The sequence below is a fragment of the Streptomyces sp. NPDC012888 genome (assembly GCF_042900645.1).
Taxonomy (GTDB): Bacteria; Actinomycetota; Actinomycetes; order Streptomycetales; family Streptomycetaceae; genus Streptomyces.
This window is the reverse complement of record NZ_JBIBBM010000002.1, coordinates 340,862-367,413: the sequence shown is the minus strand read 5'-3', so window position 1 is coordinate 367,413 and position 26,552 is coordinate 340,862. Positions and strand designations below refer to the sequence as shown.

23 protein-coding genes are annotated in these 26,552 nt (G+C 74.5%); 19 read left to right on the top strand and 4 right to left on the bottom strand.

The genetic code is table 11. The annotated features are described in order from the left end of the window. Nucleotides 1-11 precede the first annotated feature (11 nt). Together ACFY61_RS04035 and ACFY61_RS04030 are read left to right on the top strand one after the other, a co-directional pair. The gene (locus ACFY61_RS04035) at nt 12-839 is read left to right on the top strand and encodes an enoyl-CoA hydratase family protein (protein WP_389466633.1); all 828 of its coding nucleotides are present in this window, start codon (nt 12-14) and stop codon (nt 837-839) included. Nucleotides 840-841: 2 nt separating this feature from the next. Further along, entirely contained in the window at nt 842-3,076 is a 2,235-nt protein-coding gene (locus ACFY61_RS04030; protein ID WP_389466632.1) for a bifunctional salicylyl-CoA 5-hydroxylase/oxidoreductase, read from the top strand. A 13-nt stretch (nt 3,077-3,089) separates the two neighbouring features. Here ACFY61_RS04030 and ACFY61_RS04025 read toward each other — a convergent pair whose 3' ends face one another. From ACFY61_RS04025 to ACFY61_RS04015, 3 genes are all read right to left on the bottom strand, one after another. Then, nucleotides 3,090-3,917 (bottom strand): GNAT family N-acetyltransferase, encoded by an 828-nt coding sequence (locus tag ACFY61_RS04025; protein ID WP_389466630.1) that lies wholly within the window; start codon nt 3,915-3,917, stop codon nt 3,090-3,092. Nucleotides 3,918-4,020: 103 nt separating this feature from the next. Continuing rightward, nucleotides 4,021-4,830 (bottom strand): PaaX family transcriptional regulator C-terminal domain-containing protein, encoded by an 810-nt coding sequence (locus ACFY61_RS04020; protein ID WP_389466628.1) that lies wholly within the window; start codon nt 4,828-4,830, stop codon nt 4,021-4,023. A gap of 4 nt (nt 4,831-4,834) precedes the next feature. Next, on the bottom strand, nt 4,835-6,460 hold the full coding sequence (locus tag ACFY61_RS04015; RefSeq protein WP_389466626.1) for an AMP-binding protein: 1,626 nt from the start codon (nt 6,458-6,460) through the stop codon (nt 4,835-4,837). Between the two features lie 148 nt (nt 6,461-6,608). Here ACFY61_RS04015 and ACFY61_RS04010 point away from each other — a divergent pair, with 148 nt between their 5' ends. The 3 genes from ACFY61_RS04010 (at nt 6,609) to ACFY61_RS04000 (ending at nt 8,659) form a co-directional block, all read left to right on the top strand. Beyond that, the gene (locus ACFY61_RS04010; protein WP_389466623.1) at nt 6,609-7,733 is read left to right on the top strand and encodes an acyl-CoA dehydrogenase family protein; all 1,125 of its coding nucleotides are present in this window, start codon (nt 6,609-6,611) and stop codon (nt 7,731-7,733) included. After that, nucleotides 7,730-8,128, top strand: a complete 399-nt coding sequence (locus ACFY61_RS04005) for a RidA family protein (protein WP_389466621.1) — start codon at nt 7,730-7,732, stop codon at nt 8,126-8,128. The genes ACFY61_RS04010 and ACFY61_RS04005 overlap by 4 nt, the downstream gene beginning before the upstream one ends. 162 nt (nt 8,129-8,290) lie before the next feature. Then, nucleotides 8,291-8,659, top strand: a complete 369-nt coding sequence (locus ACFY61_RS04000; RefSeq protein WP_389466619.1) for a hypothetical protein — start codon at nt 8,291-8,293, stop codon at nt 8,657-8,659. Between the two features lie 109 nt (nt 8,660-8,768). Here ACFY61_RS04000 and ACFY61_RS03995 read toward each other — a convergent pair whose 3' ends face one another. Further along, complete coding sequence (locus ACFY61_RS03995) at nt 8,769-10,163, bottom strand: aminopeptidase P family protein (protein WP_389466618.1); 1,395 nt, start codon at nt 10,161-10,163, stop codon at nt 8,769-8,771. A gap of 161 nt (nt 10,164-10,324) precedes the next feature. Here ACFY61_RS03995 and ACFY61_RS03990 point away from each other — a divergent pair, with 161 nt between their 5' ends. The 14 genes from ACFY61_RS03990 (at nt 10,325) to ACFY61_RS03925 (ending at nt 26,408) form a co-directional block, all read left to right on the top strand. After that, nucleotides 10,325-12,691, top strand: a complete 2,367-nt coding sequence (locus tag ACFY61_RS03990; RefSeq protein WP_389466616.1) for a collagenase — start codon at nt 10,325-10,327, stop codon at nt 12,689-12,691. A 73-nt stretch (nt 12,692-12,764) separates the two neighbouring features. Beyond that, nucleotides 12,765-13,907 carry an NAD(P)/FAD-dependent oxidoreductase gene (locus ACFY61_RS03985; protein ID WP_389466613.1) on the top strand — a complete coding sequence of 381 codons (1,143 nt, stop codon included), beginning with the start codon at nt 12,765-12,767 and terminating at the stop codon, nt 13,905-13,907. Between the two features lie 127 nt (nt 13,908-14,034). Beyond that, nucleotides 14,035-14,379 (top strand): (2Fe-2S)-binding protein, encoded by a 345-nt coding sequence (locus tag ACFY61_RS03980; protein WP_389466611.1) that lies wholly within the window; start codon nt 14,035-14,037, stop codon nt 14,377-14,379. After that, the gene (locus tag ACFY61_RS03975; RefSeq protein WP_389466609.1) at nt 14,360-15,799 is read left to right on the top strand and encodes an NAD(P)/FAD-dependent oxidoreductase; all 1,440 of its coding nucleotides are present in this window, start codon (nt 14,360-14,362) and stop codon (nt 15,797-15,799) included. Before ACFY61_RS03980 ends, ACFY61_RS03975 begins: the two co-directional genes overlap by 20 nt. Nucleotides 15,800-15,875: 76 nt before the next feature. Then, the gene (locus ACFY61_RS03970; protein WP_389466606.1) at nt 15,876-16,778 is read left to right on the top strand and encodes a dihydrodipicolinate synthase family protein; all 903 of its coding nucleotides are present in this window, start codon (nt 15,876-15,878) and stop codon (nt 16,776-16,778) included. Between the two features lie 16 nt (nt 16,779-16,794). Further along, nucleotides 16,795-17,799 (top strand): proline racemase family protein, encoded by a 1,005-nt coding sequence (locus ACFY61_RS03965; protein ID WP_389466603.1) that lies wholly within the window; start codon nt 16,795-16,797, stop codon nt 17,797-17,799. Continuing rightward, complete coding sequence (locus ACFY61_RS03960) at nt 17,796-18,833, top strand: proline racemase family protein (protein ID WP_389466601.1); 1,038 nt, start codon at nt 17,796-17,798, stop codon at nt 18,831-18,833. Before ACFY61_RS03965 ends, ACFY61_RS03960 begins: the two co-directional genes overlap by 4 nt. A gap of 65 nt (nt 18,834-18,898) precedes the next feature. After that, entirely contained in the window at nt 18,899-19,837 is a 939-nt protein-coding gene (locus ACFY61_RS03955) for an ornithine cyclodeaminase family protein (protein ID WP_389466600.1), read from the top strand. A gap of 40 nt (nt 19,838-19,877) precedes the next feature. Next, nucleotides 19,878-20,537, top strand: a complete 660-nt coding sequence (locus tag ACFY61_RS03950) for a GntR family transcriptional regulator (RefSeq protein WP_389466597.1) — start codon at nt 19,878-19,880, stop codon at nt 20,535-20,537. Between the two features lie 166 nt (nt 20,538-20,703). Continuing rightward, nucleotides 20,704-22,455 carry an ABC transporter substrate-binding protein gene (locus tag ACFY61_RS03945; protein WP_389466594.1) on the top strand — a complete coding sequence of 584 codons (1,752 nt, stop codon included), beginning with the start codon at nt 20,704-20,706 and terminating at the stop codon, nt 22,453-22,455. A gap of 26 nt (nt 22,456-22,481) precedes the next feature. Next, nucleotides 22,482-23,447 carry an ABC transporter permease gene (locus ACFY61_RS03940; RefSeq protein WP_389466592.1) on the top strand — a complete coding sequence of 322 codons (966 nt, stop codon included), beginning with the start codon at nt 22,482-22,484 and terminating at the stop codon, nt 23,445-23,447. Further along, the gene (locus ACFY61_RS03935) at nt 23,444-24,430 is read left to right on the top strand and encodes an ABC transporter permease (RefSeq protein WP_389466589.1); all 987 of its coding nucleotides are present in this window, start codon (nt 23,444-23,446) and stop codon (nt 24,428-24,430) included. Before ACFY61_RS03940 ends, ACFY61_RS03935 begins: the two co-directional genes overlap by 4 nt. After that, on the top strand, nt 24,430-25,443 hold the full coding sequence (locus ACFY61_RS03930) for an ABC transporter ATP-binding protein (protein ID WP_389466587.1): 1,014 nt from the start codon (nt 24,430-24,432) through the stop codon (nt 25,441-25,443). Before ACFY61_RS03935 ends, ACFY61_RS03930 begins: the two co-directional genes overlap by 1 nt. Before the next feature lie 29 nt (nt 25,444-25,472). Continuing rightward, nucleotides 25,473-26,408 (top strand): ABC transporter ATP-binding protein, encoded by a 936-nt coding sequence (locus tag ACFY61_RS03925; RefSeq protein WP_389467015.1) that lies wholly within the window; start codon nt 25,473-25,475, stop codon nt 26,406-26,408. Nucleotides 26,409-26,552: the final 144 nt, after the last annotated feature.

The following is a 26,552-nucleotide window of genomic DNA, read 5'->3' as shown; positions in this document are numbered from 1 at the left end:
CGGTCCTCGGTGTGAGCCCCTTCACCGGTTCCGCCTCCGGCACGCAGCGGTGGCGCCACCTCCGGGTCACCCGGCAGGACGGCGTCGCCACCGTCACCCTCGACCGCCCCGAGAAGCTGAACGCGCTCACCTTCGGCGCCTACGCCGACCTGCGCGATCTGCTCGCCGAACTCTCCCGCGAACGCTCCGTGCGCGCCCTCGTCCTCGGGGGCGAGGGCCGCGGCTTCTGCTCCGGCGGAGACGTGGACGAGATCATCGGCGCCACCCTCGCCATGGACACCGCCCAGATCCTCGACTTCAACCGCATGACCGGCCAGGTCGTGCGCGCCCTGCGGGAATGCCCCTTCCCCGTCGTCGCCGCCGTCCACGGCGTCGCCGCGGGCGCCGGCGCGGTCCTCGCGCTCGCCGCCGACTTCCGCGTCGCCGACCCCACCGCCCGGTTCTCCTTCCTCTTCACCCGGGTCGGCCTCTCCGGCGGCGACATGGGCGCCGCCTACCTCCTGCCCCGCGTCGTCGGCCTCGGCCACGCCACCCGGCTGCTGATGCTCGGCGACCCCGTCCACGCCGCCGAAGCCGAACGGATCGGACTGGTCAGCGAGCTCGCCGAGGAGGGCAAGGCGCACGCCCGCGCCGCCGAACTCGCCGCCCGCCTCGCGGCCGGCCCCGCCCTCGCCCACGCCCAGACCAAGGCCCTGCTCACCGCCGAGCTGGACATGCCCCTGGCCGCCGCCGTGGAGATGGACGCGGCCACCCAGGCCCTGCTGATGCACGGCGAGGACTACGCCGAGTTCCACGCGGCCTTCACCGCGAAGCGCCCGCCCGACTGGCGGGGCAGGTAGCCGTGCGGGCCGCCGTCACCGGCGGGGGACCGGGCGGGCTGTACGCGGCCGCGCTCCTCGCCCGCCGCGGCCACGAGGTCACCCTGTGGGAACGCAACGCCCCCCACGACACCTTCGGCTTCGGCGTCGTCCTCTCCGACGAGACCCTCGGCGGCATCGAGAACGCCGACCCCGAGGTGTACGCCGCCCTGTCCGCCGAGTTCGTCCGCTGGGACGACATCGACGTCGTCCACCGCGGCCGGCTGCTCACCTCGGGGGGTCACGGCTTCGCCGCCCTCGGCCGGCGCCGCCTGCTGGAGGTCCTGCACGAACGCTGCGCCGGCCTCGGCGTGGACCTGCGACCGCGCCGCGAGGCCCCCGGCCCGGCCGCGCTGGCCGCCTCGTACGACCTGGTGGTGGCCGCCGACGGGGTGCACAGCGCCACCCGCGAGGCCCTCGCCGGACACTTCCGCCCCACCGTCACCACCGGCCGCTGCCGCTACATCTGGCTGGCCGCCGACTTCGCCTTCGACGCCTTCCGCTTCGAGATCGCCGAGACCGAGCACGGCGTCATGCAGCTCCACGCCTACCCCTACTCGGCCGACTCCTCCACCGTCATCGTGGAGATGCGCGAGGAGGTGTGGCGCGCCGCCGGGTTCGACCTGTGCGACGAGGCCGAGTCCGCCCACCGCTGCGCCAAGGTCTTCGGCGAGGCACTGCGCGGGCGCGCCCTGCGCGGCAACCGCTCGGCCTGGACCGCGTTCCGCACCGTCGTCAACGAACGCTGGTCCCACGGCAACACCGTGCTGATCGGCGACGCGGCGCACACCGCGCACTTCTCCATCGGTTCCGGCACCAAGCTGGCCGTCGAGGACGCCCTCGCGCTCGCGGACGCCGTCACCGCCGCCCCCGACGTGCCCACCGCCCTCGCCGCGTACGAGGAGGCCCGCCGGCCCGCCGTCGCCTCCACCCAGCGGGCCGCGGCGGCCAGCATGCGCTGGTTCGAGGAGATCGCCGGCTACACGGGCCAGCCGGCCCGGCAGTTCGCCTTCAACCTGCTCACCCGCAGCCGCCGGGTCACCCACGACAACCTGCGCCTGCGCGACCCCCGCTTCACCCGCACCGTCGAACGGGACTTCGGCTGCCCGGACGAGGCCACCCCGCCGATGTTCACCCCGTACCGGCTGCGCGGGCTGACCCTGCGCAACCGGGTCGTGGTCTCCCCGATGGACATGTACTCCGCCACCGACGGGGTGCCCGGCGACTTCCACCTCGTCCACCTCGGCGCACGCGCCCTCGGCGGGGCCGGCCTGGTCATGACCGAGATGGTCTGCGTCTCCGCCGAGGGCCGCATCACCCCCGGCTGCGCCGGCCTCTACACCGACGGACAGGCCGCCGCCTGGACCCGGATCGCGGACTTCGTCCACGCCTCCGCCCCCGGCACCGCGCTCGGCGTCCAGCTCGGCCACTCCGGCCGCAAGGGCTCCACCAAGGTCATGTGGGAGGGCATCGACGAACCCCTGCCGGAAGGAAACTGGCCGGTGGTGGCCGCCTCCCCCCTGCCCTACCGGGCCGGCGTCAACCAGACCCCGCACGCCCTCACGCGCCCCGGACTGGACCTCATCCGGGACCAGTTCACCGAGGCGGCTGCCCGGGCCGCGGCCTGCGGCTTCGACCTGCTCGAACTGCACTGCGCGCACGGCTACCTGCTCTCCGGCTTCCTGTCCCCCCTCACCAACCACCGCACGGACGCCTACGGGGGCACCCTGGAGGGCCGGCTCCGGTTCCCCCTGGAGGTGTTCGACGCGGTACGCGCGGTCTGGCCGGAGGACCGGCCGATGACGGTCCGCATCTCCGCGACGGATTGGGCCGAGGGCGGCACCAGCGGGGAGGACTCGGTGACGATCGCCGCCGCCTTCGCCGCGCACGGCGCCGACGCCATCGACGTCTCCACCGGCCAGGTCGTCCCCGACGAACGCCCCGAGTACGGCCGCTCGTACCAGACCCCGTACGCCGACCGGATCCGCAACGCCCTGGGCGTGCCCGTGATCGCGGTCGGCGCGATCTCCTCCTGGGACGACGTCAACTCACTGCTGCTGGCCGGCCGGGCCGACCTGTGCGCGCTGGCCCGGCCCCACCTGTACGACCCGCACTGGACCCTGCACGCGGCCGCCGACCAGGGCTACGAGGGTCCCGCGGCCCCCTGGCCGCCCCCGTACCGTGCGGGCAGCCGCAAGCCCCCGACCGGCAAGGGCTGACCCAGGCCCCCGCTCACGCCGTAACCACCACCGCCCGGTCCTCCACCGGGCGGTAGCCCAGCCGCTGGTACACGCCGTTGCTGGTGGGGTTGGCCAGGTCGGTGAAGAGCAGCACCTCCGCGGCGCCCGCCGCGCGCACCGCCCGGGTCGCGGCGGCCGTCACGCCTGCCGCGTAGCCGCGGCCGCGGAGCGCCGGCGGGGTGTACACCGGGTAGATCCGGGCGGTGCCGGCCAGGGGGCGCGAGAAGCCGGCCATCGCGACGGGGCGGCCGCCGTCCTCCCAGAGCAGCAGCCCGCCGTACGACACGCGGTCCAGGAGCGCGGCGTCGGGCGGTGGTGCGAGCTCGTCCGTCTCCGCGGCGAAGGCGGCGGACCACGTCCGCAGGAGCGGCAGGTCCGCGGTCGCGGCGGGGCGGGGCCGCCCCGCCGGGGCGGGCTCCGGCGGCACGAGCCCGTCCAGCCGGTACAGCCGCAGCTCCTCCTCGACCCGGGTCGGCCGCCCCCAGGCCGCGGCCAGCGCCGCCGCGTCCGCCCGCCGGGCGTTGAACCCGCCGACCGGGCCGGGCAGCGCCGCGACGTCCAGCGCGGCCACGGCTTCCGTGGGGAGCTCGCCCAGCAGGAGCGGGTGCGGCGGGGTGCACAACAGGGCCCCCGAGGCCGCCCCGTCCGCGTCCGTCCACCATCCGTAGAACGGCTCGCCGTCCCCGAAGGCGTGCGGTCCGCGGCGGCGCAGGGCGTCCGTGACGGTCAGCAGCAGGGTGTTGGTGACGGGCCGGGCCGCGAGGGCGGGCCCGGCGGCGCGCAGGTACGCGCCCAGATCACGCGTGAAGCTCCAGGTCATGCCCCACCCTCCCAACCCCCGGTCCCGACCCGCACCCCGTTTCCGCCGCGCCTCAATCGCCGGCGGGGCCGGGGTCCGCCCCGGGGTCGGGCCGGCACGGGGGTCACCAGTGGACGTGTTCGGCGCCGCGGGCGTGGAGGCGGTGGTGGAGTTCGCGGAACGCCGCCGCCGAGCGGTCGCCGGGCCAGTCGGAGGGGAGCAGGTCCCGGGGGAGGCCCGGGTCGGCGTAGGGGAGGCGGCGCCAGCTGTCCAGCGCGCGCAGGTAGGCGCCGTACGCCGCCTCCGGGGAGGGCTCCGGGCCCGCCCGGAGCTCCCGCAGCACCGGCCCGTGCAGGTCCAGGAAGGCCTCGTGCTGCTTGGCCAGCGAGGCCAGGTCCCACCACCGGGCCACCGCCTCCGCCGTCGCGGCGAAGCCCAGGTGGGTGCCGCGGAACAGCTCCACGTACGGGGTCAGCTGGAGCCGGTCCAGGGTGTGCCGGGTCTCCGTCTCCAGGTCGGCCGGGGCGATCCACACGCCCGGCGCGACCGTGCCGAAGCCGAGCCGGGCCAGCCGGGAGCGCAGCAGGTGCCGCTTGTGCCGCTCCTGCTCCGGCACGGAGAACGCGGCCAGCAGCCACGCCGGCTCCGTGCCCCCGGCCGGCGGGGCGGCGTAGATGCGGCGGTCGCCGTCCTCCAGGAGCTGCCGGGCCTCGTCGGACAGGTCGTACCCCGCCGAGCCGTCGGCCGCCCTCGCCGGCAGCAGGAAGCCGCGGCGTTTCAGCCGGGACACCGACGACCGCACCGACGGGGCGTCCACCCCGGCCGCCCCCAGCAGGCGGACCAGCGCGGACACCGGGACGGGGCCCTCGGCGGCGCGTCCGTAGGCGCCGTAGAAGGTGACGATCAGGGATCGCGGAGTGTGCTGCTCGGCCACGTGGTCACTCTAGATCGCGCAGGCGGAACCGCTGAAGTTTGCCGGTCGCCGTCCGGGGCAACGCGGGCAGGAAGACGAAGGTCCGCGGGCACTTGTGCGGGGCCAGTTCCGCCTTCATGAAGGCGCGCAGGGCCTCCTCGGTGACGGTAGCGCCCTCCCGGGTGACCGCGTACGCCACCACGACCTGGCCGCGGTGCTCGTCCGGCCGGCCCACCACCGCCGCCTCCAGGACGTCGGGGTGGCGCAGCAGCGCCTCCTCCACCTCCGGGCCCGCGATGTTGTACCCCGCCGAGATGATCATGTCGTCGGCGCGGGCGACGTAGCGGAAGTAGCCGTCGGCCTCCCGCACGTACGTGTCACCGGTGACGTTCCAGCCCCCGCGTACGTACTCGCCCTGCCGCGGGTCGGCCAGGTAGCGGCAGCCGACCGGCCCGCGGACCGCCAGCAGCCCGGGCTCGCCGTCCGGGACCGGGCGGCCGCCGGGGTCCACGACCCGGGCCTGCCAGCCCGGCACCTCGCGGCCGGTGGTGCCGGGGCGGATGTCCCCGTCGGCGGCCGAGATGAAGATGTGCAGCAGTTCGGTGGCGCCGATGCCGTTGATGATCCGCAGGCCGGTCCGCTCGTACCAGGCCCGCCAGGTCGCCGCCGGGAGGTTCTCGCCGGCCGAGACGCAGCGCCGCAGCGCGCCCAGGTCCGCGGCGGCCGGCCCGCCCGGCCCGTCGAGCGCGTCCAGCATGGCCCGGTAGGCGGTGGGGGCGGTGAACAGGACGGTCACGCGGTGCTCGGCCAGCGCGGGCAGCAGCTGCCGCGGGCCGGCCTGCTCCATCAGCAGCGCCGAGGCCCCGGCGCGCAGCGGGAAGACGACCAGCCCGCCGAGCCCGAACGTGAAGCCGAGCGGCGGGCTGCCGGCGAAGACGTCGTCCGGGCGGGGGCGCAGCACGTGGCGGGAGAAGGTGTCGGCGATGGCGAGGACGTCCCGGTGGAAGTGCATGCAGCCCTTGGGGCGCCCGGTGGTGCCCGAGGTGAAGGCGATCAGGGCCACGTCGTCGGCGGAGGTCCGCACCGGCTCGAAGCCGAGCCCGCGGTGCTTGTCCGCCAGCCGCAGCAGGTCGTCGGGCCCGTCGCCGCCGTACGGGGTGATGCGCAGGCCCGGCACCGCGGCGCGGGCCAGGTCCTCGAGGGCGCCGGCGTGGCACACGGCGTGCTGGACGCGGGCCAGCTCGCAGACGGTGGCCAGCTCGTGGGCGCGCTGCCGGTCGAGCACGGTCACGGCCACCGCGCCCGCCTTCATCACCGCCAGCCAGCAGGCGGCGAGCCAGGGCCCCGTGGGGCCCCGCAGCAGGACCCGGTTGCCGGGGACCACGCCCAGTTCGGCGGTGAGGGCGCGGGCGAGGGAGTCGACCCGCTCGCCGAGCTCGCCGTACGTCCAGACCTCGCCGTCGGCGGTACGGAAGGCCGGGCGGTCGGGGCCGAACCGGGCGGTGGTGGCGTCCAGCAGCTCGGCGCCGCAGTTCAGCCGGTCCGGATAGGCCAGTTCGGGCAACGGGAACACCAGCTCCGGCCATTCGTGCGGGGGTGGCAGGTGGTCGCGCGCGAAGGTGTCGACATGAGCGGAAGGCTGGAGCTCCAAGGCGGGTTCGCCCCCTTGCGGCGGTCCGGGCCCCGTTGTCCGGGACCGAGTGGGTGGAGCCGGCCGTGCGGTCGTGAAAGGAGCGTATCGTCTTGGTGACGGCAGTCAACTGGACGCGATAGACCGGGTCGACGATTGGGGCATCCGGATGGGTGGATTCGCGCTGGAGCCGGACCAGGAGAAGTGGTGCGAGCGGCTGCGGGCCCTGGCCGCGGACCGGCTCAGGCCGCTGGCGGAGGCGGGGGACCCGGGCCGGGTCAACCGGCCGCTCCTGGCCGAGCTCGGAGAACTGGGCCTGCTCGAGAAGGTGTTCGACGCCGGCGCGCTGGAGCTGTGCCTTCTGCGGGAGTCCCTGGCGTACGGCTGCACGGAGGCCGAGACGGCCCTCGCGCTCCAGGGGCTGGGCGCGCACCCGGTGCTGCGCGCCGGTACCCCGGCCCAGCGGGAGCGCTGGCTGCCGGCCGTACGGGCGGGCCGGGCGGTGGCGGCGTTCGCGCTGAGCGAGCCGGGGGCGGGGTCGGACGCGGCCGCGCTGGCGCTGCGGGCCGAGCCGGAGGGCGGCGGCTGGCGGCTGCACGGGGAGAAGCGGTGGATCTCCAACGCCCCGGAGGCCGACTTCTACACCGTCTTCGCCCGGACGGGGGAGGGCCCGGGATCGCGGGGGGTCACCGCCTTCCTGGTGCCGGCCGACCGCCCGGGGCTGTCCGGGGAGCCGCTGGAGATGCTCTCGCCGCACCCCATCGGCGCGCTGGCCTTCGAGGGGGTGCCGGTCGGCCCCGGGGACCTGCTGGGGGAGCCCGGCCGGGGCTTCCGGGTGGCGATGGACACCCTGAACCTGTTCCGGCCGAGCGTGGGCGCCTTCGCGGTGGGCATGGCGCGGGCCGCGCTGGACGCCACGCTGGCGCACACGGCGCGCCGGGAGGCCTTCGGCGGGGTGTTGGGCGACCTCCAGGCGGTGGCGCACCGGGTGGCCGACATGGCCACCCGTACCGAGGCCGCCCGCCTGCTGGTGTACGCGGCGGCCGGCGCGTACGACGGCGGCTCCGACGGGGTCCCGCGCCGGGCGGCGATGGCCAAGCTGCTGGCCACCGAGACGGCCCAGTACGTGGTGGACCAGGCCGTGCAGCTGCACGGCGCGGTCGCGCTGCGGCGCGGGCACCTGCTGGAGCACCTGTACCGGGAGGTCCGGGCCCCGCGCATCTACGAGGGTGCGAGCGAGGTCCAGCGCACGGTCATCGCCGGGGAGTTGTACCGGACGGGAGGGGTCGGATGAGCCTGGAGCGGATCAACCCGGAGGAGCTGTCGCCCCCCACGGGCTTCTCGCACGCCGTGGTGGCCTCCGGGTCGCGGCTGGTGGCCCTGGCCGGCCAGACCGCTCTGGACGGCGAGGGGGAGCTGGTGGGGACGACCCTGGTCGAGCAGTTCGAACAGGCTCTCGGCAACCTACTGGGGGCGCTCGCGGCGGCGGGCGGCACGCCGGACCGCCTGGTCCGGGTCACCGTCTATGCCGTGGACGTCGCGGACTACCGCCGGCACGCCGCCGAACTGGGTCGCGTGTGGCGGAAGTTGGCGGGCCGCGACTATCCGGCGATGGCCGTGCTGGGAATCGTCCGGCTGTGGGACGCCCAGGCGTTGGTGGAGCTCGACGGACTCGCCGTACTCGACTGAATGTTCGACCGGTTTTGACAGTCGACCGGCTCGGGGGGACGGTGGAAATGCCCCCTTAGGCACGAATCCGCCAACTATGTTCGGAGGTGCATGAACATGCGCCGTAGGATCGGTGCGGCAATCCTGGCAGGGGCCGCCGGGGTCACCCTCGGCCTCATGCCCATGAGCGGAGCTTCCGCCGCCGCGACCCCGCAGACCGTCCCGCAGACCCTCACCGGCGACGACTGGTGCGACCGCGGCTACGGCGGCGGCTGCGGTGGCCACGACCATGGCCGCTGGTACAACGACTGGGTCGGCTACGGAGGCTACAACCCGTACTGGAACGGGTACGGCGGCGGTGACGGCCACGGCCACGGCCACGGCCACGACCACGACGACGACTGGGGCGGCTACGGCGGCAACGGTCACTGGAAGGACTGGGGCCGCGGCGGTCACGGCGGCGGCGACCACGACGACGACTGGGGCGGCCGCGGCGGCCACGGTGGTCACGACGACGACTGGGGTGGCCACGGAGGCCACGGCCACTGGTGACGGACACCGGTCCTGACCGGCCACCGGCCGGCGGACCGCGCTCCTCGGGTGGTGGTCACCGGTCGCCCCTGGGCCACCGGCGACCACCGCCCGTCCGCGCGGAGGGCGGTCAGCCCTCCAGCAGAGCCCCCATCCACTCCTCGATCCCCGCCACCGTGCGGGGCAGGGCGCCCGACATCAGCCGGGCGCCTTCCGCCGTGATGACGAGGTCGTCCTCGATCCGGACGCCGATGCCCCGCAGTTCGGCGGGCAGGGTGAGGTCGTCCGGCTGGAGGTAGAGCCCGGGTTCCACGGTGAGGACCTGGCCCTCCTCCAGCACCCCGTCCAGGTAGGTCTCGGCGCGCGCCTTCGCGCAGTCGTGGACGTCCAGGCCGAGCATGTGGCCGCTGCTGCAGAGGGTGTAGCGGCGGTGCAGGTCGCCCTCGGCGTCCTTGAGCACCCCCCACTCGGCCAGGCCCTCGGCGATCACCCGCATGCCGGCCCGGTGGAAGTCCCGGAAGCTGGCCCCCGGGCGCAGCGCGGCGATCCCCGCCTCCTGCGCGGCCAGCACGAGTTCGTACACCTGGCGCTGCACGGCGGAGAAGCGGCCGGACAGCGGGAGGGTCCGGGTGATGTCGGCCGTGTAGAGGCTGTCGGTCTCCACGCCCGCGTCCAGCAGCAGCAGGTCGTCGCGGTCCAGCCTGCCGTCGTTGCGGATCCAGTGCAGCACGCAGGCGTGCGCGCCCGAGGCCGCGATGGTCTCGTAGCCGGTGCCGTTGCCCTCCGCGCGGGCGCGCAGCCCGAACACGCCCTCGATCCACCGCTCCCCGCGCGGGTGTTCCAGGGCGCGCGGCAGGGCCCGTACGACGTCCTCGAAGCCGGCCGTGGTGTGGTCCACGGCCAGTTGCAGCTGCTCCACCTCCCAGGCGTCCTTGACCAGGCGCAGTTCGGCGAGGGCGGCGGCGAGTTCCGTGTCCGTGGCGGCGTTCCGGCCGCCGGCAGCGCCCGGGTGTTCGCCCGGCCGGCCGCCCAGGTCGTCCAGGTGCGCGCAGCGGATGCCGGTGAGCCGCTCCGCCTCGGCGAGGTCCGGGCGGCGTCCGACCCAGAACTCCCCGTAGCGGCGGTCCCGGTAGAACTCCTCGTTGCCGTCGGCGCGCGGGGAGCGGGGCCGCAGGTAGAGCACGGCCTCGTGGCCGTGCGGCCCGGACGGCTCCAGCACGAGCACGTGCCCCACCTGGTCCTCGCCGGTCAGACCGGTGAGCCAGGCGTACGCGCTGTGCGGGCGGAAGCGGTGGTCGCAGTCGTTGGAGCGGACCTTCAGCTCCCCGGCCGGGACGATCAGCCGCTCACCGGGGAAGCGGGCCGAGAGGCGGGCGCGGCGGGCCGGGGTCGCGTCGTACGCGCCGGTCCGCGCGGAGGCGGGGAGCGGGGAGGGCGCCCAGCCGCCCGCCATGAAACGGGACAACTCGGCTGACACCGGCAGGTCGTGGCTGCCGATGTTGAGCTGGGAGGGACGGTCGGTCACAGGGGCTCCCCAAGAAGATGCGAACTGGTGGGCGCACAGGTCTTGTCAGTGCAATTTCACATTACTATGTTACAGCTCACACCGCGGCTCGTTAACTCCCGTCAAATGCCGTGTGAAGCAAGGCAGTTCACCACCCCCACCCCTCCCAACAGGAGTTCTTGGTGTCCATGCACAGAGCTGTCCGCTCTTCCTTCCTGGCCGGCGCCGTCGCCGTCACCCTCGTCGCCTCCGCCGGGCAGAGCGTGACCCAGGCCGCCGGTCCCGCCCCGGCGGTCCCCGCCACCTTCGCCTCCGGGGCGGAGGCCGCCCGCACGGCGGACGCCGGGCACGACGAGCGCGACGAGGTCCGCCGGCTCGCCACCGCCCCCGACGCGGGGCCCGCCCCGGCCCCCGCCCCCGGCGGCACCGGGGCCGGCGCCAAGGTGCCCGGCCCGGCCGAGAAGGCGCCCGGCACCGCCCAGCGCGCTCTCGCCCAGGCCGCGCCCGGCACCACCGCGGCGGGAGTCCCCTGCACCCTCGACGGGATCACGCGCCTGACCCCCGAGCAGTTCGCCGACTTCCTCGCCGACCCGGCCGTCCTCGCCGACGGCTGTCTGCGCGACCTCGTCTGGACGTGGGACGCGCGCCTGGTCCCGGTGATGTCGGACGGCCACGTCCAGGCCGTGTCCCGGCGGATATCCGGCCTGGCCGCGCAGCACGACGGCCGCAACTCCTCCCACCTCGAGGAGATGTTCACCTACCTGCACGCGGTGGCCTACCACGACTTCTCCCGCTCCGAGATCGACGTGACCGACGCGCCGACCGTCGACGCCATGCGCCGGGCCGTCGCCGACTTCGGCTCGGCCGCCCGCACCTTCGACGTCACCCCCTCCAACGCCCGGACGCTGCGCGAGGCCCTCTACGCCGCCAGCGCGCCCGGCCTGCGCCAGCACCAGCTCGGCCTGATCAAGAACGTACTGGCCACCATGGGCCCGGACCGGCCCGCCACCCACCGCGACCCGGTCTGGGCGGGCGCCGCCCTCGCCGGCCTCTCCGTCAACTACCTCGGCGTCTACCCCGGCAACCAGGACTCCGCCTACCACGCGGCCGTCGCCGCCGACCCGGCCTACCGTGCCGCCTTCAAGGCCTTCGCCGGCTGGACGCACCTGAAGGACTCCGCCAACGACTGGGTCGCCCGCGACGCGCTCTCCGAGTACGGGCGGTTCGGCCAGGTCCAGGGCCTGCGCGACGGCGTCGTCGCCGACATCGGCGGCATGCTCGCCCGGGTGAAGACCGACTGGGGCGCCGGCAGCCGGCCCTGGGCCGCCCTGGTGGGCTGGCTCAACTACTACGAGGCCTGCGCCCCGTACGGGGTCTGCAAGGAGGACATCGAGCGCGAGATCTTCCCGTACACGTACACCTACGACAACGGCGCCATCAAGGTCCGCACGGGCCTGCCCAAGGCCACCGTCGACAAGCTGTACTACGCGAGCAAGCAGGTCAAGGCCCAGTACTTCCGGGTGCTCGGCACCGACCAGCCGCTCGCCGGGGACCCCAACACCTCGCTCAACATCGTCCTGTACGCCTCGCGCGCCGACTACGAGAACTACCACCCGGTCCTGACCGGCATGGACACGAACAACGGCGGCATCTACATCGAGCGCGGGGCCACCTTCTACACCTACGAGCGGCGGGTGCCGCAGGACTCCTCCCTGACCCTGGAGGAGCTGTTCCGCCACGAGTACACCCACTACCTCAACGGCCGTTACGCCGTGCACGGCTTCTTCGGCGACGGCCCCTGGTACGAGGGCGACCGCACCACCGCCATGGACGAGGGCACCGCCGAGTTCTTCGACGGCGCCACCCGCGACAACGGCATCGCCGTACGCAAGTCCCTGGTCCGCAGCATCATCAACGACACCGCCGGCGGCGGACCGCGGATGAGCGTCGAGCAGATCATGAACGCCACCTACGACGGCGACGGCTTCCGCTTCTACTCCTACGCCGGCACCTTCTTCGAGTTCCTGTGGACCGAGAAGCCCTCGCTGCTCCGCGAGATGTACACGCACCTGCGCAACAACGACGTGGCGGCGTACGACGCCTGGCGCCACCGCACGGGTGCGGACACCTACCTCCAGCGGGCCTACGACCGCTTCCTGGACGCCCAGATCGCCAAGGTCGACCAGCTGTACGTGCCCAACACCACGTTCACCCCCGTCGACCAGCTGCGCGACTCGGCGCTGGCGTCGGTCAAGTCGAGCTTCGCGGCGGCCACGTACAACACGCCGGACTGCGTGGAGAACGGCGAACCGGGCAAGCGCCGGTTCACCTGTACCGGCCGGATCACCGCGAACCTGAAGAACTGGCGGAGCGAGGACCAGGTCTTCAAGGACATGTCCGAGACGGTCGACTACTTCATCCTCGACCGGGCGGGCGCGGCCTCGAACAACCTGGCCGACATGAACTGCTCCTTCGGGCCGGTGGAGATCTGGTCGAACAAGGTGGCCGGCAGCTCCTCGTACAGCTGCGAGGGCCCGCTGCGCGGGTGAGTCCGGGCCGGGTGGTGCCCGGGCCCCGGAGCGGGGTCTGGGCACCCTCAGAAGAATGTGACATATTACTGACGTGGACGTCGTGATCATCGGTGCGGGCGTGGTCGGAGCCGCCTGCGCCTACTACGCGAGCCGGGCCGGGCTTTCGGTCGCCGTGGTCGACCGCGGGCCGGTGGCCGGCGGCACCACCGGCGCGGGCGAGGGCAACCTGCTCGTCTCCGACAAGCAGGCCGGGCCGGAGCTCGACCTGGCCCTGCTGTCCGCCGGCCTCTGGCACGACCTGGCCGGCGTGCTCGACGAGGGCGTCGAGTACGAGCCCAAGGGCGGCCTCGTCGTAGCCCCCGACGAGCGCGCGCTCAAGGCCTTGCGCCAGTTCGCCGAAGGGCAGCGGGCGGCGGGCGTCGAGGCGCGGGAGGTCCCCGCGGACGCCCTGCCCGGCCTGGAGCCCCACCTGGCCCCCGGCCTGGCCGGCGGCTTCCACTACCCGCAGGACGCGCAGGTCCAGCCCGCCCAGGCGGCGGCACGGCTGCTCGCCGCGTCCGGCGCCGCGCGGTACCTCGGCGAGGAGGTCACCGGGATCCTCCGCGCACCCTCCGGCGCCGTACGCGGCGTGCGGACCACCCGCCGCGAACTGCCCGCGCCCGCCGTGGTCAACGCGGCGGGCACCTGGGGCGGCGCCGTCGCCGCCCTCGCGGGGACGGAGCTGCCGGTGATGCCCCGCCGCGGCTTCGTCCTGGTGACCGAACCCCTGCCGCGGGTGGTCCGGCACAAGGTCTACGCCGCCGACTACATCGCCGACGTGGCCAGCGGCTCCGCCGCGCTGCAGTCCTCGGCGGTGGTCGAGGGCACCCCGTCCGGCCCGGTGCTGATCGGTGCCACCCGCGAACGGGTCGGCTTCGACCGCTCCCTGTCCACCGAGGCGCTGCGCCGCCTCGCCGCGCAGGCGGCCGCGCTCTTCCCGGTCCTGGCCGGCGTACGGGTGCTGCGCGCCTACCACGGCTTCCGGCCGTACCTCCCCGACCACCTGCCGGCGATCGGCCCCGATCCCCGGGTTCCTGGACTGCTGCACGCCTGTGGGCACGAGGGCGCCGGGATCGGTCTCGCCCCCGCCACCGGCGCCCTGGTCGCGGCCGCCCTGACCGGCACCCGGCCGCCGCTGGACCCGGCGCCGTTCGACCCCGGACGGGACTTCGGCCGGGCCGCGGAAGGCGCCTGATGGGCCGCCGCGGCAGGGGCCCGACGGCCAGGCGCGGGCGGGGCCCGACGGCCCGCCGCCCGTACCGCCACCGGTACCGCCGCCCGCACCGCCACCCGCACGCGCACCGCCCGGAGGAGGGCCGCCGATGAACACCCCGCAGATCCCGTCGCACCGGGCCGCGCGCACACCGCGCGCACTGGTGGGCGGGACGCCCGAAGCCTCGTACGCCATCCGCTTCGACGGGCGGGAGATCCCGGCGGAGTCCGGCCAGAGCATCGCCGCCGCCCTGTGGGGGGCCGGGATCCTGGCCTGGCGCACCACCCGCGACGGGGGCGCCCCGCGCGGGGCGTTCTGCGGGATCGGCAGCTGCTACGACTGCCTCGTCACCGTCAACGGCAGCCCCAACCAGCGGGCCTGCCTGGTCCCGGCGAGGCCCGGGGACGACGTCACCACCCAGGAGGGAACCGGCCGTGCCGAACTCGCCGTCTGATCCGTCCCGTCACGACCTCGCGGTCATCGGCGCGGGACCGGCCGGGCTCGCGGCCGCCGTCACCGCCGCCGACCTCGGGCTGACCGTCGCCCTGCTGGACGCCGGCGACCGCCCGGGCGGGCAGTACTACCGCCACCCCGCGCCCGGCCTGGGCGCGGCCCGCCCCGAGGCCCTCCACCACGGCTGGCCGGCCTTCGCGGCGCGCGAGGCGCGGCTGCGGGCGCACGAGGGGGCGGGCCGGGTCGCGTACCTCCCCGGCCACCACGTCTGGACGGTCGTCCCGGCCACCGGCGGCGGCTGGACGCTGCACGCGGCCGTCGGCCCCGAGGAGACCCGCGGCACGGTCACGGCCACGGCGGTGCTGCTCGCCACCGGCGCCTACGAACGCCAACTGCCCTTCCCGGGCTGGACCCTTCCCGGGGTGGTGGGGGCCGGAGGGGCGCAGGCCATGCTCAAGGCCGGGCTGGTGCTGCCCGGCCGGCGGGTGGTGGTCGCCGGCAGCGGGCCGCTGCTCCTGGCCGTGGCGGGATCGCTGGCCGCGGCCGGGGCGCGGGTCCCGGCGGTGGTCGAGGCCGCGTCGTACCTCGCCTACGCGGGCCGGGTCCCGGCGCTGCTCCGCAACCCGGGCAAGCTGGCCGAGGGTGCGGTCTTCGGCGGGGCGTTGCTCCGGCACCAGGTCCGGCTGCTCACCCGGCACGCGGTCGTGGAGGCCCACGGCGACGACCGCGTCGAGGCCGTCACCGTGGCCCGGCTGGACCGCGACTGGCGGCCCGTCCCGGGCACCGGGCGCCGGATCCCGTGCGACGCACTGGCGGTGGGCCACGGCCTGGTCCCCCAGCTGGAGCTGGCCACCGGCCTGGGCTGCGAGACCCGCCTGGCGGCGGACGGGACGGTGGCGCTGGTCCTGGACGGCGAACAGCGGACGTCGGTGGCGGGGGTCTGGGCGGCGGGGGAGACGGGTGGCGTGGGCGGCGCGCAACTCGCCCTGACGGAGGGCGAACTGGCGGCCCGCTCCATCGCGACGGAGCTGGCGGCCCGCCCGCCGCAGGGGACACCGCGCAGCGGCGGCACCGTCCGCCTGGTGCGGCGGCGGGACCGGCTGCGGGCCTTCGCCGAAGCCATGGGCGCCGCCCACCGGCCCGGCCCCGGCTGGACCGGGTGGGTGACGGACGGCACCGACGTCTGCCGGTGCGAGGAGGTGCCCGCCGGACGGATCCGGGAGGCGGTCACCGCGCTCGGCGCCCAGGACCCCCGCACCGTGAAGCTGCTCACCCGCGCCGGCATGGGCTGGTGCCAGGGCCGCATGTGCGGCCAGGCCGTGGCCGCGCTGGCCGGCGCCGACCCGCAGCCCGAGCGGCGCCCGCTCTCCTGCCCCGTCCCGCTGGGCCGGCTGGCCGAACTTCCCCCGGCCGAGGGCTGATCCGGTCGGGCGGGGGCCTTGTGGCCCCCGCATGCCAGTCAGTAAAATGTCACACACCACACAAGGGAGTCACCTCATGCAACACGAACCCGCCCGCCGCCCCTGGCACGGCATCATGGTCGCCACCACCCTCCCCCTCCGCCCCGACCTCTCCGTCGACTTCGACGCCTACGCCGAGCACGTGGCCTGGCTCCTCGCCAACGGCTGCGACGGCGTCGTCCCCAACGGCTCCCTCGGCGAGTACCAGACCCTCACCGACGAGGAGCGCGCCCGCGTCGTCCGCACCGCCGTCGAGGCGGCCGGCGACGGAGCCCGGGTCATGCCGGGCGTCGCCGCCTACGGCAGCGCCGAGTCCCGCCGCTGGGCCGAGCAGGCCGCCGAGGCCGGCGCCGGCTCCGTCCTGCTGCTCCCGCCCAACGCCTTCCGGGCCGACGAGGCCGCCGTACGGGCCCACTACACCGAGGTCGCCGCCGCCGGCGTACCCGTCGTCGCGTACAACAACCCGTACGACACCCGGGTCGACCTCACCCCCGAACTGCTCGCCCGGCTCCACGCCGACGGCAGCATCGTCGCCGTCAAGGAGTTCAGCGGCGACGTCCGCCGGGCCTACGAGATCGCCGAGCTGGCCCCCGGCCTCGACCTGCTCATCGGCGCCGACGACGTCCTCCTGGAACTGGCCCTGGCCGGCGCCGTCGGCTGGATCGCCGGCTACCCCAACGCCCTGCCCGCCTCCTGCGCCACCCTCTACCGCGCGGCCGTCGACGGCGACCTCGCCACCGCGCTCCCGCTCTACAAGTCGCTGCACAGCCTGCTGCGCTGGGACTCAAAGACCGAGTTCGTCCAGGCCATCAAGCTCTCCATGGACCTGGCCGGCCGTCCCGGCGGCGCCACCCGCCCGCCCCGCTTCCCGCTCACCGGCGAGGTCGAGGCCGCCGTGCGCGCCGCCACCGAGAAGGCCCTCGCCGAGGGCCACCACTAGCAACCGGGGGGACCCCATGCGTACCCGTCACATCTTCCACGCGGTGGACTCGCACACCGAGGGCATGCCCACCCGGGTCATCACCGGGGGCGTCGGGGTGATCCCCGGCGCCACGATGGCCGACAAGCGGCTCCACTTCATCGAGCACATGGACCACCTGCGCACCCTGCTCATGTACGAGCCGCGCGGCCACTCGGCGATGAGCGGCGCCATCCTCCAGCCGCCCACCCGCCCCGACGCCGACTACGGCGTGCTCTACATCGAGGTCTCGGGCCTGCTTCCGATGTGCGGGCACGGGACCATCGGGGTCGCCACCGTCCTCGTCGAGACGGGCATGGTGCCGGCCGTCGAGCCGGTCACCACCGTCCGCCTCGACACCCCGGCCGGCCTGGTGAGCGTCGACGTCAAGGTCGAAGGCGGCGCGGCGGAGTCCGTCACGCTCACCAACGTCCCCGCCTTCTGCGTCGGCCTCGACCTCAAGGCCGAGGTCCCCGGCCACGGCACCGTCACCTACGACCTCGCCTACGGCGGCAACTTCTACGCCTTCGTCGAACTCGACTCCCTCGGCCTGCCCTTCGACCGGGCCCGCAAGGACGACCTGATCGCCGCCGGCCTCGCCGTCATGGACGCGATCAACGCCGGCCCGGACCGTCCCGTGCACCCCGAGGACCCGGCCATCTCCGGGGTCAAGCACGTCTACCTCGCCGCACCCGGCTCCGACGCCGTGCGCTCCCGGCACGCCATGGCCATCCACCCCGGCTGGTTCGACCGCTCGCCCTGCGGCACCGGCACCTCCGCCCGGATGGCCCAGCTGCACGCCCGCGGACTCCTGCCCCTGGACACCGACTTCGTCAACGAGTCGTTCATCGGCACCGAGTTCACCGGCCGGCTCGTCGGGGAGACCACCGTCGGCCAACTGCCCGCCGTGGTGCCGACCGTCACCGGCCGGGCCTGGATCACCGGCACCGCCCAGTACTTCCTCGACCCGTCCGACCCCTTCCCCGCCGGGTTCCTCCTGTGAGCCAGGCCCCGCTCCCGGCCTCCGTGCCGACCACCGACTACCACACCGCCGGCGAACCCTTCCGCATCGTCGACGTCACCGCCGCCGGGCTGCCGCCCGTCCCCGGCGACAGCGTCGCGGCGCGCTGCGCGACCGCCGTCGGCCCCGGCGGCTCCGGGACCGCGCCACGGCGAAGCGCCCTTGACGACGTACGGCGCCTGCTGGTCCAGGAGCCGCGCGGGCACGCCGGGATGTACGGCGGGTTCGTGGTCCCGCCCGACGACGACGGTGCCCACTTCGGGGTGCTGTTCTGGCACAAGGACGGGTACTCCACCGCCTGCGGCCACGGCACCATGGCGCTCGGCGCCTGGGCCGTGGACACCGGCCGGGTCCCCGCTCCCGACGACGGCGAGGCCCGGGTCCGCATCGACGTGCCGTCCGGGCGGGTCACCGCCACCGTGCACCGGGCCGGCGGCCGCACCACCGGGATCACCTTCCGCAACGTCCCGGCCCGGGTGGCCGCCCGGAAGGTGCCCGTCGCCACCTCGTCGGGGATCGCCGAGGTCGACATCGCCCACGCCGGCGCCTGCTACGCGTCGGTCCGGGCCCGCGACCTCGGGCTGTCGGTGGACCGGGCCGGGCTGGCCGCGCTGACCCGCGCCGGGCAGGAGGTCCGTACCGCCCTCGCCGACCACCCCGCCACCTGGCACCCGGACGGGCCGCTGCTGTCCGGCGTCTACGGGGTGGTCCTGTACGAGGAGCTTCCCGACACCCCCCTCGGCCCGCACCAGCGCAACGTCACCGTCTTCGCCGACGGCCAGATCGACCGCTCGCCCTGCGGATCGGGCACCTCCGCGCGGCTCGCCCTGCTCGCCGAGGACGGCCGGCTCGCGGCGGGCGAGGACCTGCTGCACGAGTCCGTCACCGGCACGGTCTTCACCGGCCGGATCCTGCCGGGCGGGGTCACCGAGGTCACCGGCACCGCCCACCGTACGGGCGAGCACCGCTTCGTGCTGGACCCCCACGACGCCCTGGGCACGGGGTTCCGCCTGTGACCGCCGCCGTACCCGGACCCGTACCCGTACCCGGACCTGGACCTGGACCCGGTACGCGGCCGGTGGTGCACGTCGGCGCGGAGGAGATCACCCGGCTCCTCCCGCCGGCGGCCGCCGCCGACGCGCTGGCCGCCGTCCTGCGCGAGGGGCTCGACCCCGAGCAATGCCCGCCGCGCACCGGGGTGGCGGTGCCCGGCGGCGAGCTGCTGCTGATGCCGGCCGCCTCGGAGGCGTACGCCGGGGTGAAGATCGCCGGTGTGGCCCCGGGCAACGCGGCCCGCGGCCTGCCCCGGATCACCGGCTCGTACCTGCTGCTCGACGGGCCCACCCTGCGGCCGCTGGCGCTGCTCGACGGGGCCGCCCTCACCGCCCTGCGGACCCCGGCCGTCTCCGCGCTCGCCGTACGGCACCTGACGCCGCATCACCGGCCGCTGCGGCTCGTCCTCTTCGGCACGGGCCCGCAGGCCTACGGCCACCTCGACGCGGTGCTCGCCGAACGGCGGGCGGCGGGGGCCGTGGTGGTGGGACGGGACCCGGGCCGGGCCGAGCGACTGGTGGCGTACGCCCGGGCGCGCGGGGTGCCGGCCCGTACGGGCGCGCCCGCGGACGTGGCCGGGGCCGACCTGGTGCTCTGCTGCACCACCGCCCGCCAACCCCTGTTCGACGGGCGGCTGGTGGCGAAGGGGGCCACGGTGGTGGCGGTCGGCTCGCACGAGCCGGACGCCCGGGAGACCGACACCGCACTGGTGCGCCGGTCGGCCGTGTACGTCGAATCCCGCGCGGCGGCCCTGCGGGAGGCGGGGGACCTGCTGGTGCCCGAGTCCGAAGGAGCCATCGGACCGGGGCACATCACGGGCACCCTGGCCGAACTCGTGCGGGAACCGGGGCCGGTCCGCCCGGCGCCGGGTTGTCCACAGCTCTTCAAGAGCGTGGGCATGGCCTGGGAAGATCTCGCCGTGGCGGTGGCCGTGTACCGCGCCACCGGGGCGGACAGCGAAACGTGACATTGTACGCTGTTCCTCTGCGATATCTCGGAGGAATGCGATGGGTGACCTGAAGCAGCACAGTCTCATCAAGGCGCAGGAGCGGCTTCGCGATCAGGTGGGTCACGCTCTCCGTGCCGCCCTGATAGCGGGCCAGCTGGAGCCCGGCCGGGTGTACTCGGCGCCCACCCTCGCCGCGGACCTCGGCGTCTCCGCCACCCCGGTGCGCGAGGCCATGCTGGACCTGGCCCGCGAGGGGCTGGTGGAGCCGGTGCGCAACAAGGGCTTCAGGATCACCGAGGTCAGTGAGCGCGACCTCGACCAGTACACCGAGCTGCGCACCCTGATCGAGGTGCCGACCATCGGCGTCGTCGCGCAGATCGCCCCGAGGGAGAAGCTGGAGGAACTGCGGCCCATCGCCGAGGAGATCGTCACCCAGGCCCGGGAGCACAACCTGATCGGCTACCTGGAGGCGGACCGCCGGTTCCACCTCACCCTGCTGGGCCTGGCCGGGAACGAACGGCTGGTGGAGACGGTGGGGGACCTGCGCAAGCGTTCCCGGCTGTACGGCCTGACCAGCCTGGACAAGGCCGGCCTGCTGGTGTCCTCGGCCGAGGAGCACCTGGAGCTGCTCGACCTGATGCTGGAGCGGGACACCCCGGGTGCGGAGGCGTGCATGCGCCGCCACCTGGGGCACGTCCGGTCGCTCTGGGCGCACTGACCTGCGGAGTCGGGGCCCGGACCTCGTGGGTCCGGGCCCCGACTCCTTTTCCCGGCAAGGGATTTGGACACGGCTGGATAACAACGTGACCACTCTCTTGTCAGTGCAATTTCACATTACTATGTTACCGGTCACATCGCAGAACGCGTCCTCACTGGAGTGACCCATGACCAAGCGCACCCAACTCGCCCTCGCCACCGCCCTGGTGGCCGCTCTCGCCGTCGGGGCCGCGGGTTGCTCCGGCAGCACCGGCACCGGCAAGGGCGGCCAGGGCGGCGGCGCCTCGAACCCGGCCGCCGCCAACGACGGCAAGGTCCTCGGCGGCACCCCGGTGAAGGGCGGAACCCTGACGATCCTGTCCAACCAGGACTTCTCCCACCTGGACCCGGCCCGCAACTGGACGATGCCGGCCATGGACTTCGGCACCCGGCTGCTCTACCGCACCCTGGTCACCTTCAAGGCCGAGCCCGGCAAGGCCGGCAGCGAACTGGTCCCCGACCTGGCCACCGACCTCGGCACCCCCTCCAACGGCGGCCGCACCTGGACCTTCACCCTCAAGGAGGGCCTGAAGTACGAGGACGGCACGCCCATCCGCGCCCAGGACGTCAAGTACAACGTCGAGCGCTCCTTCGCCCCCGACCTCACCGGCGGCCCCGACTACGCCGCCCAGTACCTGGCCGGCGCCGAGGGCTACAAGGGCCCCCTCCAGGGCAAGCACCTCGACTCGATCAAGACCCCCGACGACCGCACCATCGTCTTCGAACTCAAGCGCCCCGTCGCCGAGTTCTCCGCCACCGCCACCCTCCCCACCTTCGCCCCCGTCCCGCAGTCCCAGGAGAAGGGCACCCAGTACGACGCCCGCCCGTTCTCCTCCGGCCCCTACAAGATCGAGTCCTACGACCGGGACAAGAAGCTGGTCCTGGTGCGCAACGAGCACTGGGACGCCGGGACCGACCCCGTCCGCAAGGCCTACCCGGACCGGTTCGTCGTCGTCATGGGCCTCAAGGGCGGCCAGATCGACGACCGGCTCATCGCCAGCGAGGGCGCCGACGCCTCCGCCGTCGAGTACTCCGACATGCGGCCGGAGAGCGCCCCCAAGGTGCTGCCCAAGCCCGAGGTCAAGCAGCGGCTGCTCGCCGAGTCCCAGGGCTGCACCACCATGCTCCACCTCAACAACTCCCGCGCCCCGTTCGACGACGTCAAGGTCCGCCAGGCCGTCCAGTACGCCGTCGACAAGGAGGCCGTGGTCACCGCCGGCGGCGGCCCGGCCCTCAACGAGGTCGCCACCGCCTACCTCCCGCCCGCCCTCACCGGCGGCAAGCAGACCGACACCCTGAAGATCCCCGCGGCCGGCGACCCCGCCAAGGCCAAGGAACTCCTCAAGGCGGCCGGCAAGGAGAAGCTCAAGGTCTCCCTCGCCGTCTCCACCGGCGACAAGGGCGCCGCCGAGGCCATCCAGCAGGGCCTCGGCCGGGCCGGCATCGAGGTCGTCATCGACACCGTCGACCCCGGCGCCTACTACGACGTCATCGGCGACCTGTCCACCACCCCCGACATGACCTTCACCGGCTGGTGCCCCGACTACCCCTCCGGCTCCACCTGGATCCCGTTCGTCTTCGACGGCCGGACCGTCAAGGAGAAGGGCAACCAGGGCAACTACGCCCAGTTCAAGGACGAGGCCACCATCAAGCGGATCGACGAGATCAACGCGATGGCCGACGCCAAGCAGGCCAACCAGGCCTGGATCGACCTCGACGCCGAGATCATGAAGAAGGCCCCGTCCGTCCCGGTGCTCCTGGAGCGCAAGCCGCTGCTCGTCGGCACCAACATCGCCGGCGCCTTCGGACACCCCGTCTGGACCGGCCAGATCGACTACGCCACCGTCGGCCTCAAGGACCCGGCGAAGAGCCAGGGCTGAGCCGGAAGACGACCGGACCCCGACCCATGACCGCCACCGTTCCGGCCGCCGACCAGGCGGCCCCCGACGGCGCCCCGGCCACCGGCCTCCCGCCGGGCAGCAGCCCCTGGCAGCTCGCCCGGCGGGAGCTGGGCCGCCGCCCCGCCGTCCGCGTCAGCCTCGCCGTCGTCACCCTCTTCGTCCTGATGGCCCTCACCGCCCCCTGGCTGGGCGCGCTCGGCGGCTGGGCCCCCGACGAGTTCGACAAGACCGCCGTCGACCCCTACCTCGGCGGCCTCCCCATCGGCTCCTTCGGCGGCATCAGCGCCGACCACTGGCTCGGCGTCGAACCCGTCACCGGCCGCGACCTGTTCGCCCGCGTGGTGCACGGCGCCCAGGTCTCCCTCCTCATCGCCTTCGCCGCCACCGCCATCGTGGTCCTCGCCGGGACCGCCGCCGGGATCGCCGCCGGCTACTTCGGCGGCCGCACCGACGCCGTGCTCTCCCGCCTGATGGACCTCACCATGTCCTTCCCCTCGCTGATCTTCATGATCGCGATGCTGTCGGTGGCCAAGGACGTCAACCGGATCGTGCTGATGACCGCCGTCATCGGCCTGTTCGGCTGGCCCGGCGTCGCCCGCGTGGTCCGCGGCCAGACCCTCTCCCTCAAACACCGCGAGTACGTCGACGCCGCCCGCGTCGGCGGCTCCGGCCCCTGGCGGATCCTCACCCGCGAGGTGCTCCCGGGCGTCATGGGCCCGGTCATCGCCTACACCACCCTCCTCGTCCCCGGCATGATCAGCACCGAGGCCGCCCTCAGCTACCTCGGCGTGGGCGTCCGCCCGCCCACCCCCTCCTGGGGGCAGATGATCGCCGAGTCCGTGGCCTTCTACGAGACCGACCCCATGTACTTCGTGATCCCGAGCGCCTTCCTGTTCCTCGCCGTCCTCGCCTTCACCCTGCTCGGCGACGCCCTCCGCGACATCCTCGACCCCAGGGGCGGCCGCACATGATCCTCTACCTGGTCCGCAGGCTGCTCGCCCTGGCCGGCGTCCTGCTCGCCATCGCCGCCGTCACCTTCCTCATCTTCTACGTCCTGCCCGCCGACCCGGCGGCCGCCGCCTGCGGCAAGACCTGCACCCCCGAGCGGATCGCCGACGTCCGCGCCTACCTCGGCCTCGACCTGCCGCTGTGGCGCCAGTTCGCCGACTTCCTCACCGGCATCTTCACCGGCCGCACCCTCGGCACCGGCCAGTACGCCGTCCGCTGCGACTTCCCCTGCCTGGGCTACTCCTACGAGAACTCCCTGCCCGTCTGGGACCTGCTGATGGACCGCCTCCCGGTCTCCGCCTCCCTCGCCGTCGGCGCCGCCGCCCTCTGGCTGCTCCTCGGCCTCGGCGCCGGCGTCACCGCCGCCCTGCGCAAGGACACCGTCACCGACAAGGCCCTGATGGTCGGAGCCGTCGCCGCCGCCTCCCTCCCCGTCTACTTCACCTCCGTGATGCTCATCTACGGCGTCATCCGCATCGCGGGCCTGCTGCCCTACCCCACCTACCAGGCCTTCTCCGACGGCCCGATCGGCTGGGCCTCGAACCTGCTGCTGCCCTGGACCGCCCTCGCCCTGCTGTACGCGGCCATGTACGCCCGGCAGAGCCGCGGCTCCATGATCGAGGCGATGGCGGAGCCGTACATCCGCACCGCCCGCGCCAAGGGCATGCCCGAACGCACCGTCGTCGTCAAACACGGCCTGCGCTCCGGCATGACCCCGATCCTCACCATCTTCGGCATGGACCTCGGGGGCCTCCTCGCCGGAGCCGTCATCACCGAGTCCATCTTCGGACTCCCCGGCGTCGGCCGGCTGTTCTACGGCGCCCTCGTCAGCGCCGACCAGCCCGTGGTCCTCGGCGTCACCCTGCTCGCCGCCTTCTTCATCGTCGTCGCGAACCTCGCGGTCGACCTCCTGTACGCCGTCGTCGACCCGAGGGTGAGGTACTGATGGCACGGCTCCTCGAAGTACGCGACCTGGCCGTCACGTTCACCACCCCGCGCGGCAGCGTGCGCGCCGTCGACCGGATCGGCTTCACCGTCGAGGCGGGCCGCACCCTCGGAATCGTCGGCGAGTCCGGCTCCGGCAAGTCCGTCACCTCGCTCGCCGTGATGGGACTGCACCGGACCGGCGCCGAGGTCACCGGCTCCGTCACCCTGGACGGCCGCGAACTCACCGGCCTGCCGGAAAGGGAACTGTCCCGCCTCCGCGGCCGCCGCATGGCCATGATCTTCCAGGACCCGCTCTCCAGCCTGCACCCCTACTACACCGTGGGCGAGCAGATCGCCGAGCACTTCCGGGTCCACTTCAAGGCCGGCCGGGCCGCCGCCCGCAAACGGGCCGTCGACATGCTCGGCGAGGTCGGCATCCCCGAACCCGCCCGCCGCGCCGGGGAGTACCCGCACCAGTTCTCCGGCGGCATGCGCCAGCGCGCCATGATCGCCATGGCCCTGGCCTGCGAACCCGACCTGCTGATCGCCGACGAACCCACCACCGCCCTCGACGTCACCGTCCAGGCCCAGATCCTCGACCTCATCGCCCGACTCCAGCAGGAACGCGGCCTCGGCGTCGTCCTGATCACCCACGACCTCGGCGTGGTCGCCCGCGTCGCCCACGAGGTGCTCGTCATGTACGGCGGCCGTGCCGCCGAACAGGCCCCCGTCGACGACCTGTTCGCCGACCCGGCGCACCCCTACACCCGGGGCCTGCTGGACTCCCTGCCCCGCCTCGACGACCCCGACGACGGGCCGCTGCCCTCCATCCCCGGCTCCCCGCCCTCCCTGCGGGAACCCGCCCCCGGCTGCGCCTTCGCCCCGCGCTGCGCGGCGGCCGCCGCGGGCACCGAGACCGAACGGGCCCGCTGCACCGGGGAGCGGCCGGAACTCCGCCCCTACGGAACCGGCCCCCGATCCGCCGCCTGCCACTTCGCGGGCGGCCTCGACCGCGCGGAGGCCGCCCGGTGAACACCCTGCTCTCCGTACGCGACCTGACCATGACCTTCCCCGGCAGGCGGTCGGTGACCGGCCGGCGCGGCGCCCCCGTACGGGCCGTCGACGGGGTCTCCTTCGACCTCGCCGAGGGCCGCACGCTGGGCCTGGTCGGCGAGTCCGGCTGCGGCAAGTCCACCACCGGCCGCATGCTGGTCCGGCTCCTGGAACCCACCGCCGGCACCGTCACCTTCGACGGGCTGGACATCAGCCGGCTCCCGCAGAGCCGGCTGCGGCCGGTGCGCAAGGACATCCAGATGGTCTTCCAGGACCCGCACTCCTCGCTCAACCCCCGCCAGACCGTGGCCCGGATCATCTCCGACCCGCTGCTGGTCCAGGGCCACGGCGCAGCGGACGCCCGCCGCCGCGCCGCCGAGCTGATGGACCTGGTCGGGCTGATCCCCGAGCACATCGACCGCTACCCGCACGAGTTCTCCGGCGGCCAGGCCCAGCGCATCGGCATCGCCCGGGCGCTGGCGTGCAGCCCCCGGCTGATCGTGGCCGACGAACCGGTCTCCGCCCTCGACGTCTCGGTGCAGGCGCAGATCGTCAACCTCATGGAGCGGCTGCGCACCGAACTGGGCCTGGCCTACGTGTTCATCGCGCACGACCTGTCGGTGGTGAAGCGGGTCAGCGACCGGGTCGCCGTCATGTACCTCGGCCGGATCGTCGAGATCGGCGAGAAGAACGCCCTGTACGACGACCCCCAGCACCCCTACACCCGGGCCCTGCTGTCCGCGGTGCCGCTCCCCGACCCGGCCGCCGAGCGCCGCCGGGAGCGGATCACCCTGCTCGGCGACCCGCCCAGCCCGGCGGCGCCGCCGCCCGGCTGCACCTTCCACCCGCGCTGCCCCAAGGCCCAGGAGGTGTGCCGCACGGAGCGGCCGCTGCTCCAGGTGGTCCGGGGCCGCGAGGTGGCCTGCCACTTCCCCGGGGACTGACGGGGCCCCGCGGGAGAGCGGCGGGGGCCCCGGGGACGATGGCGTCCCCGGGGCCCTTCGCCGTACGTGCCGCCGGCGGCCCGGCGGCCCGGCGGCACGTACGGCCCGGCGGCCGGTGGTCATCGGCCGACCGTCAGCTCTCGG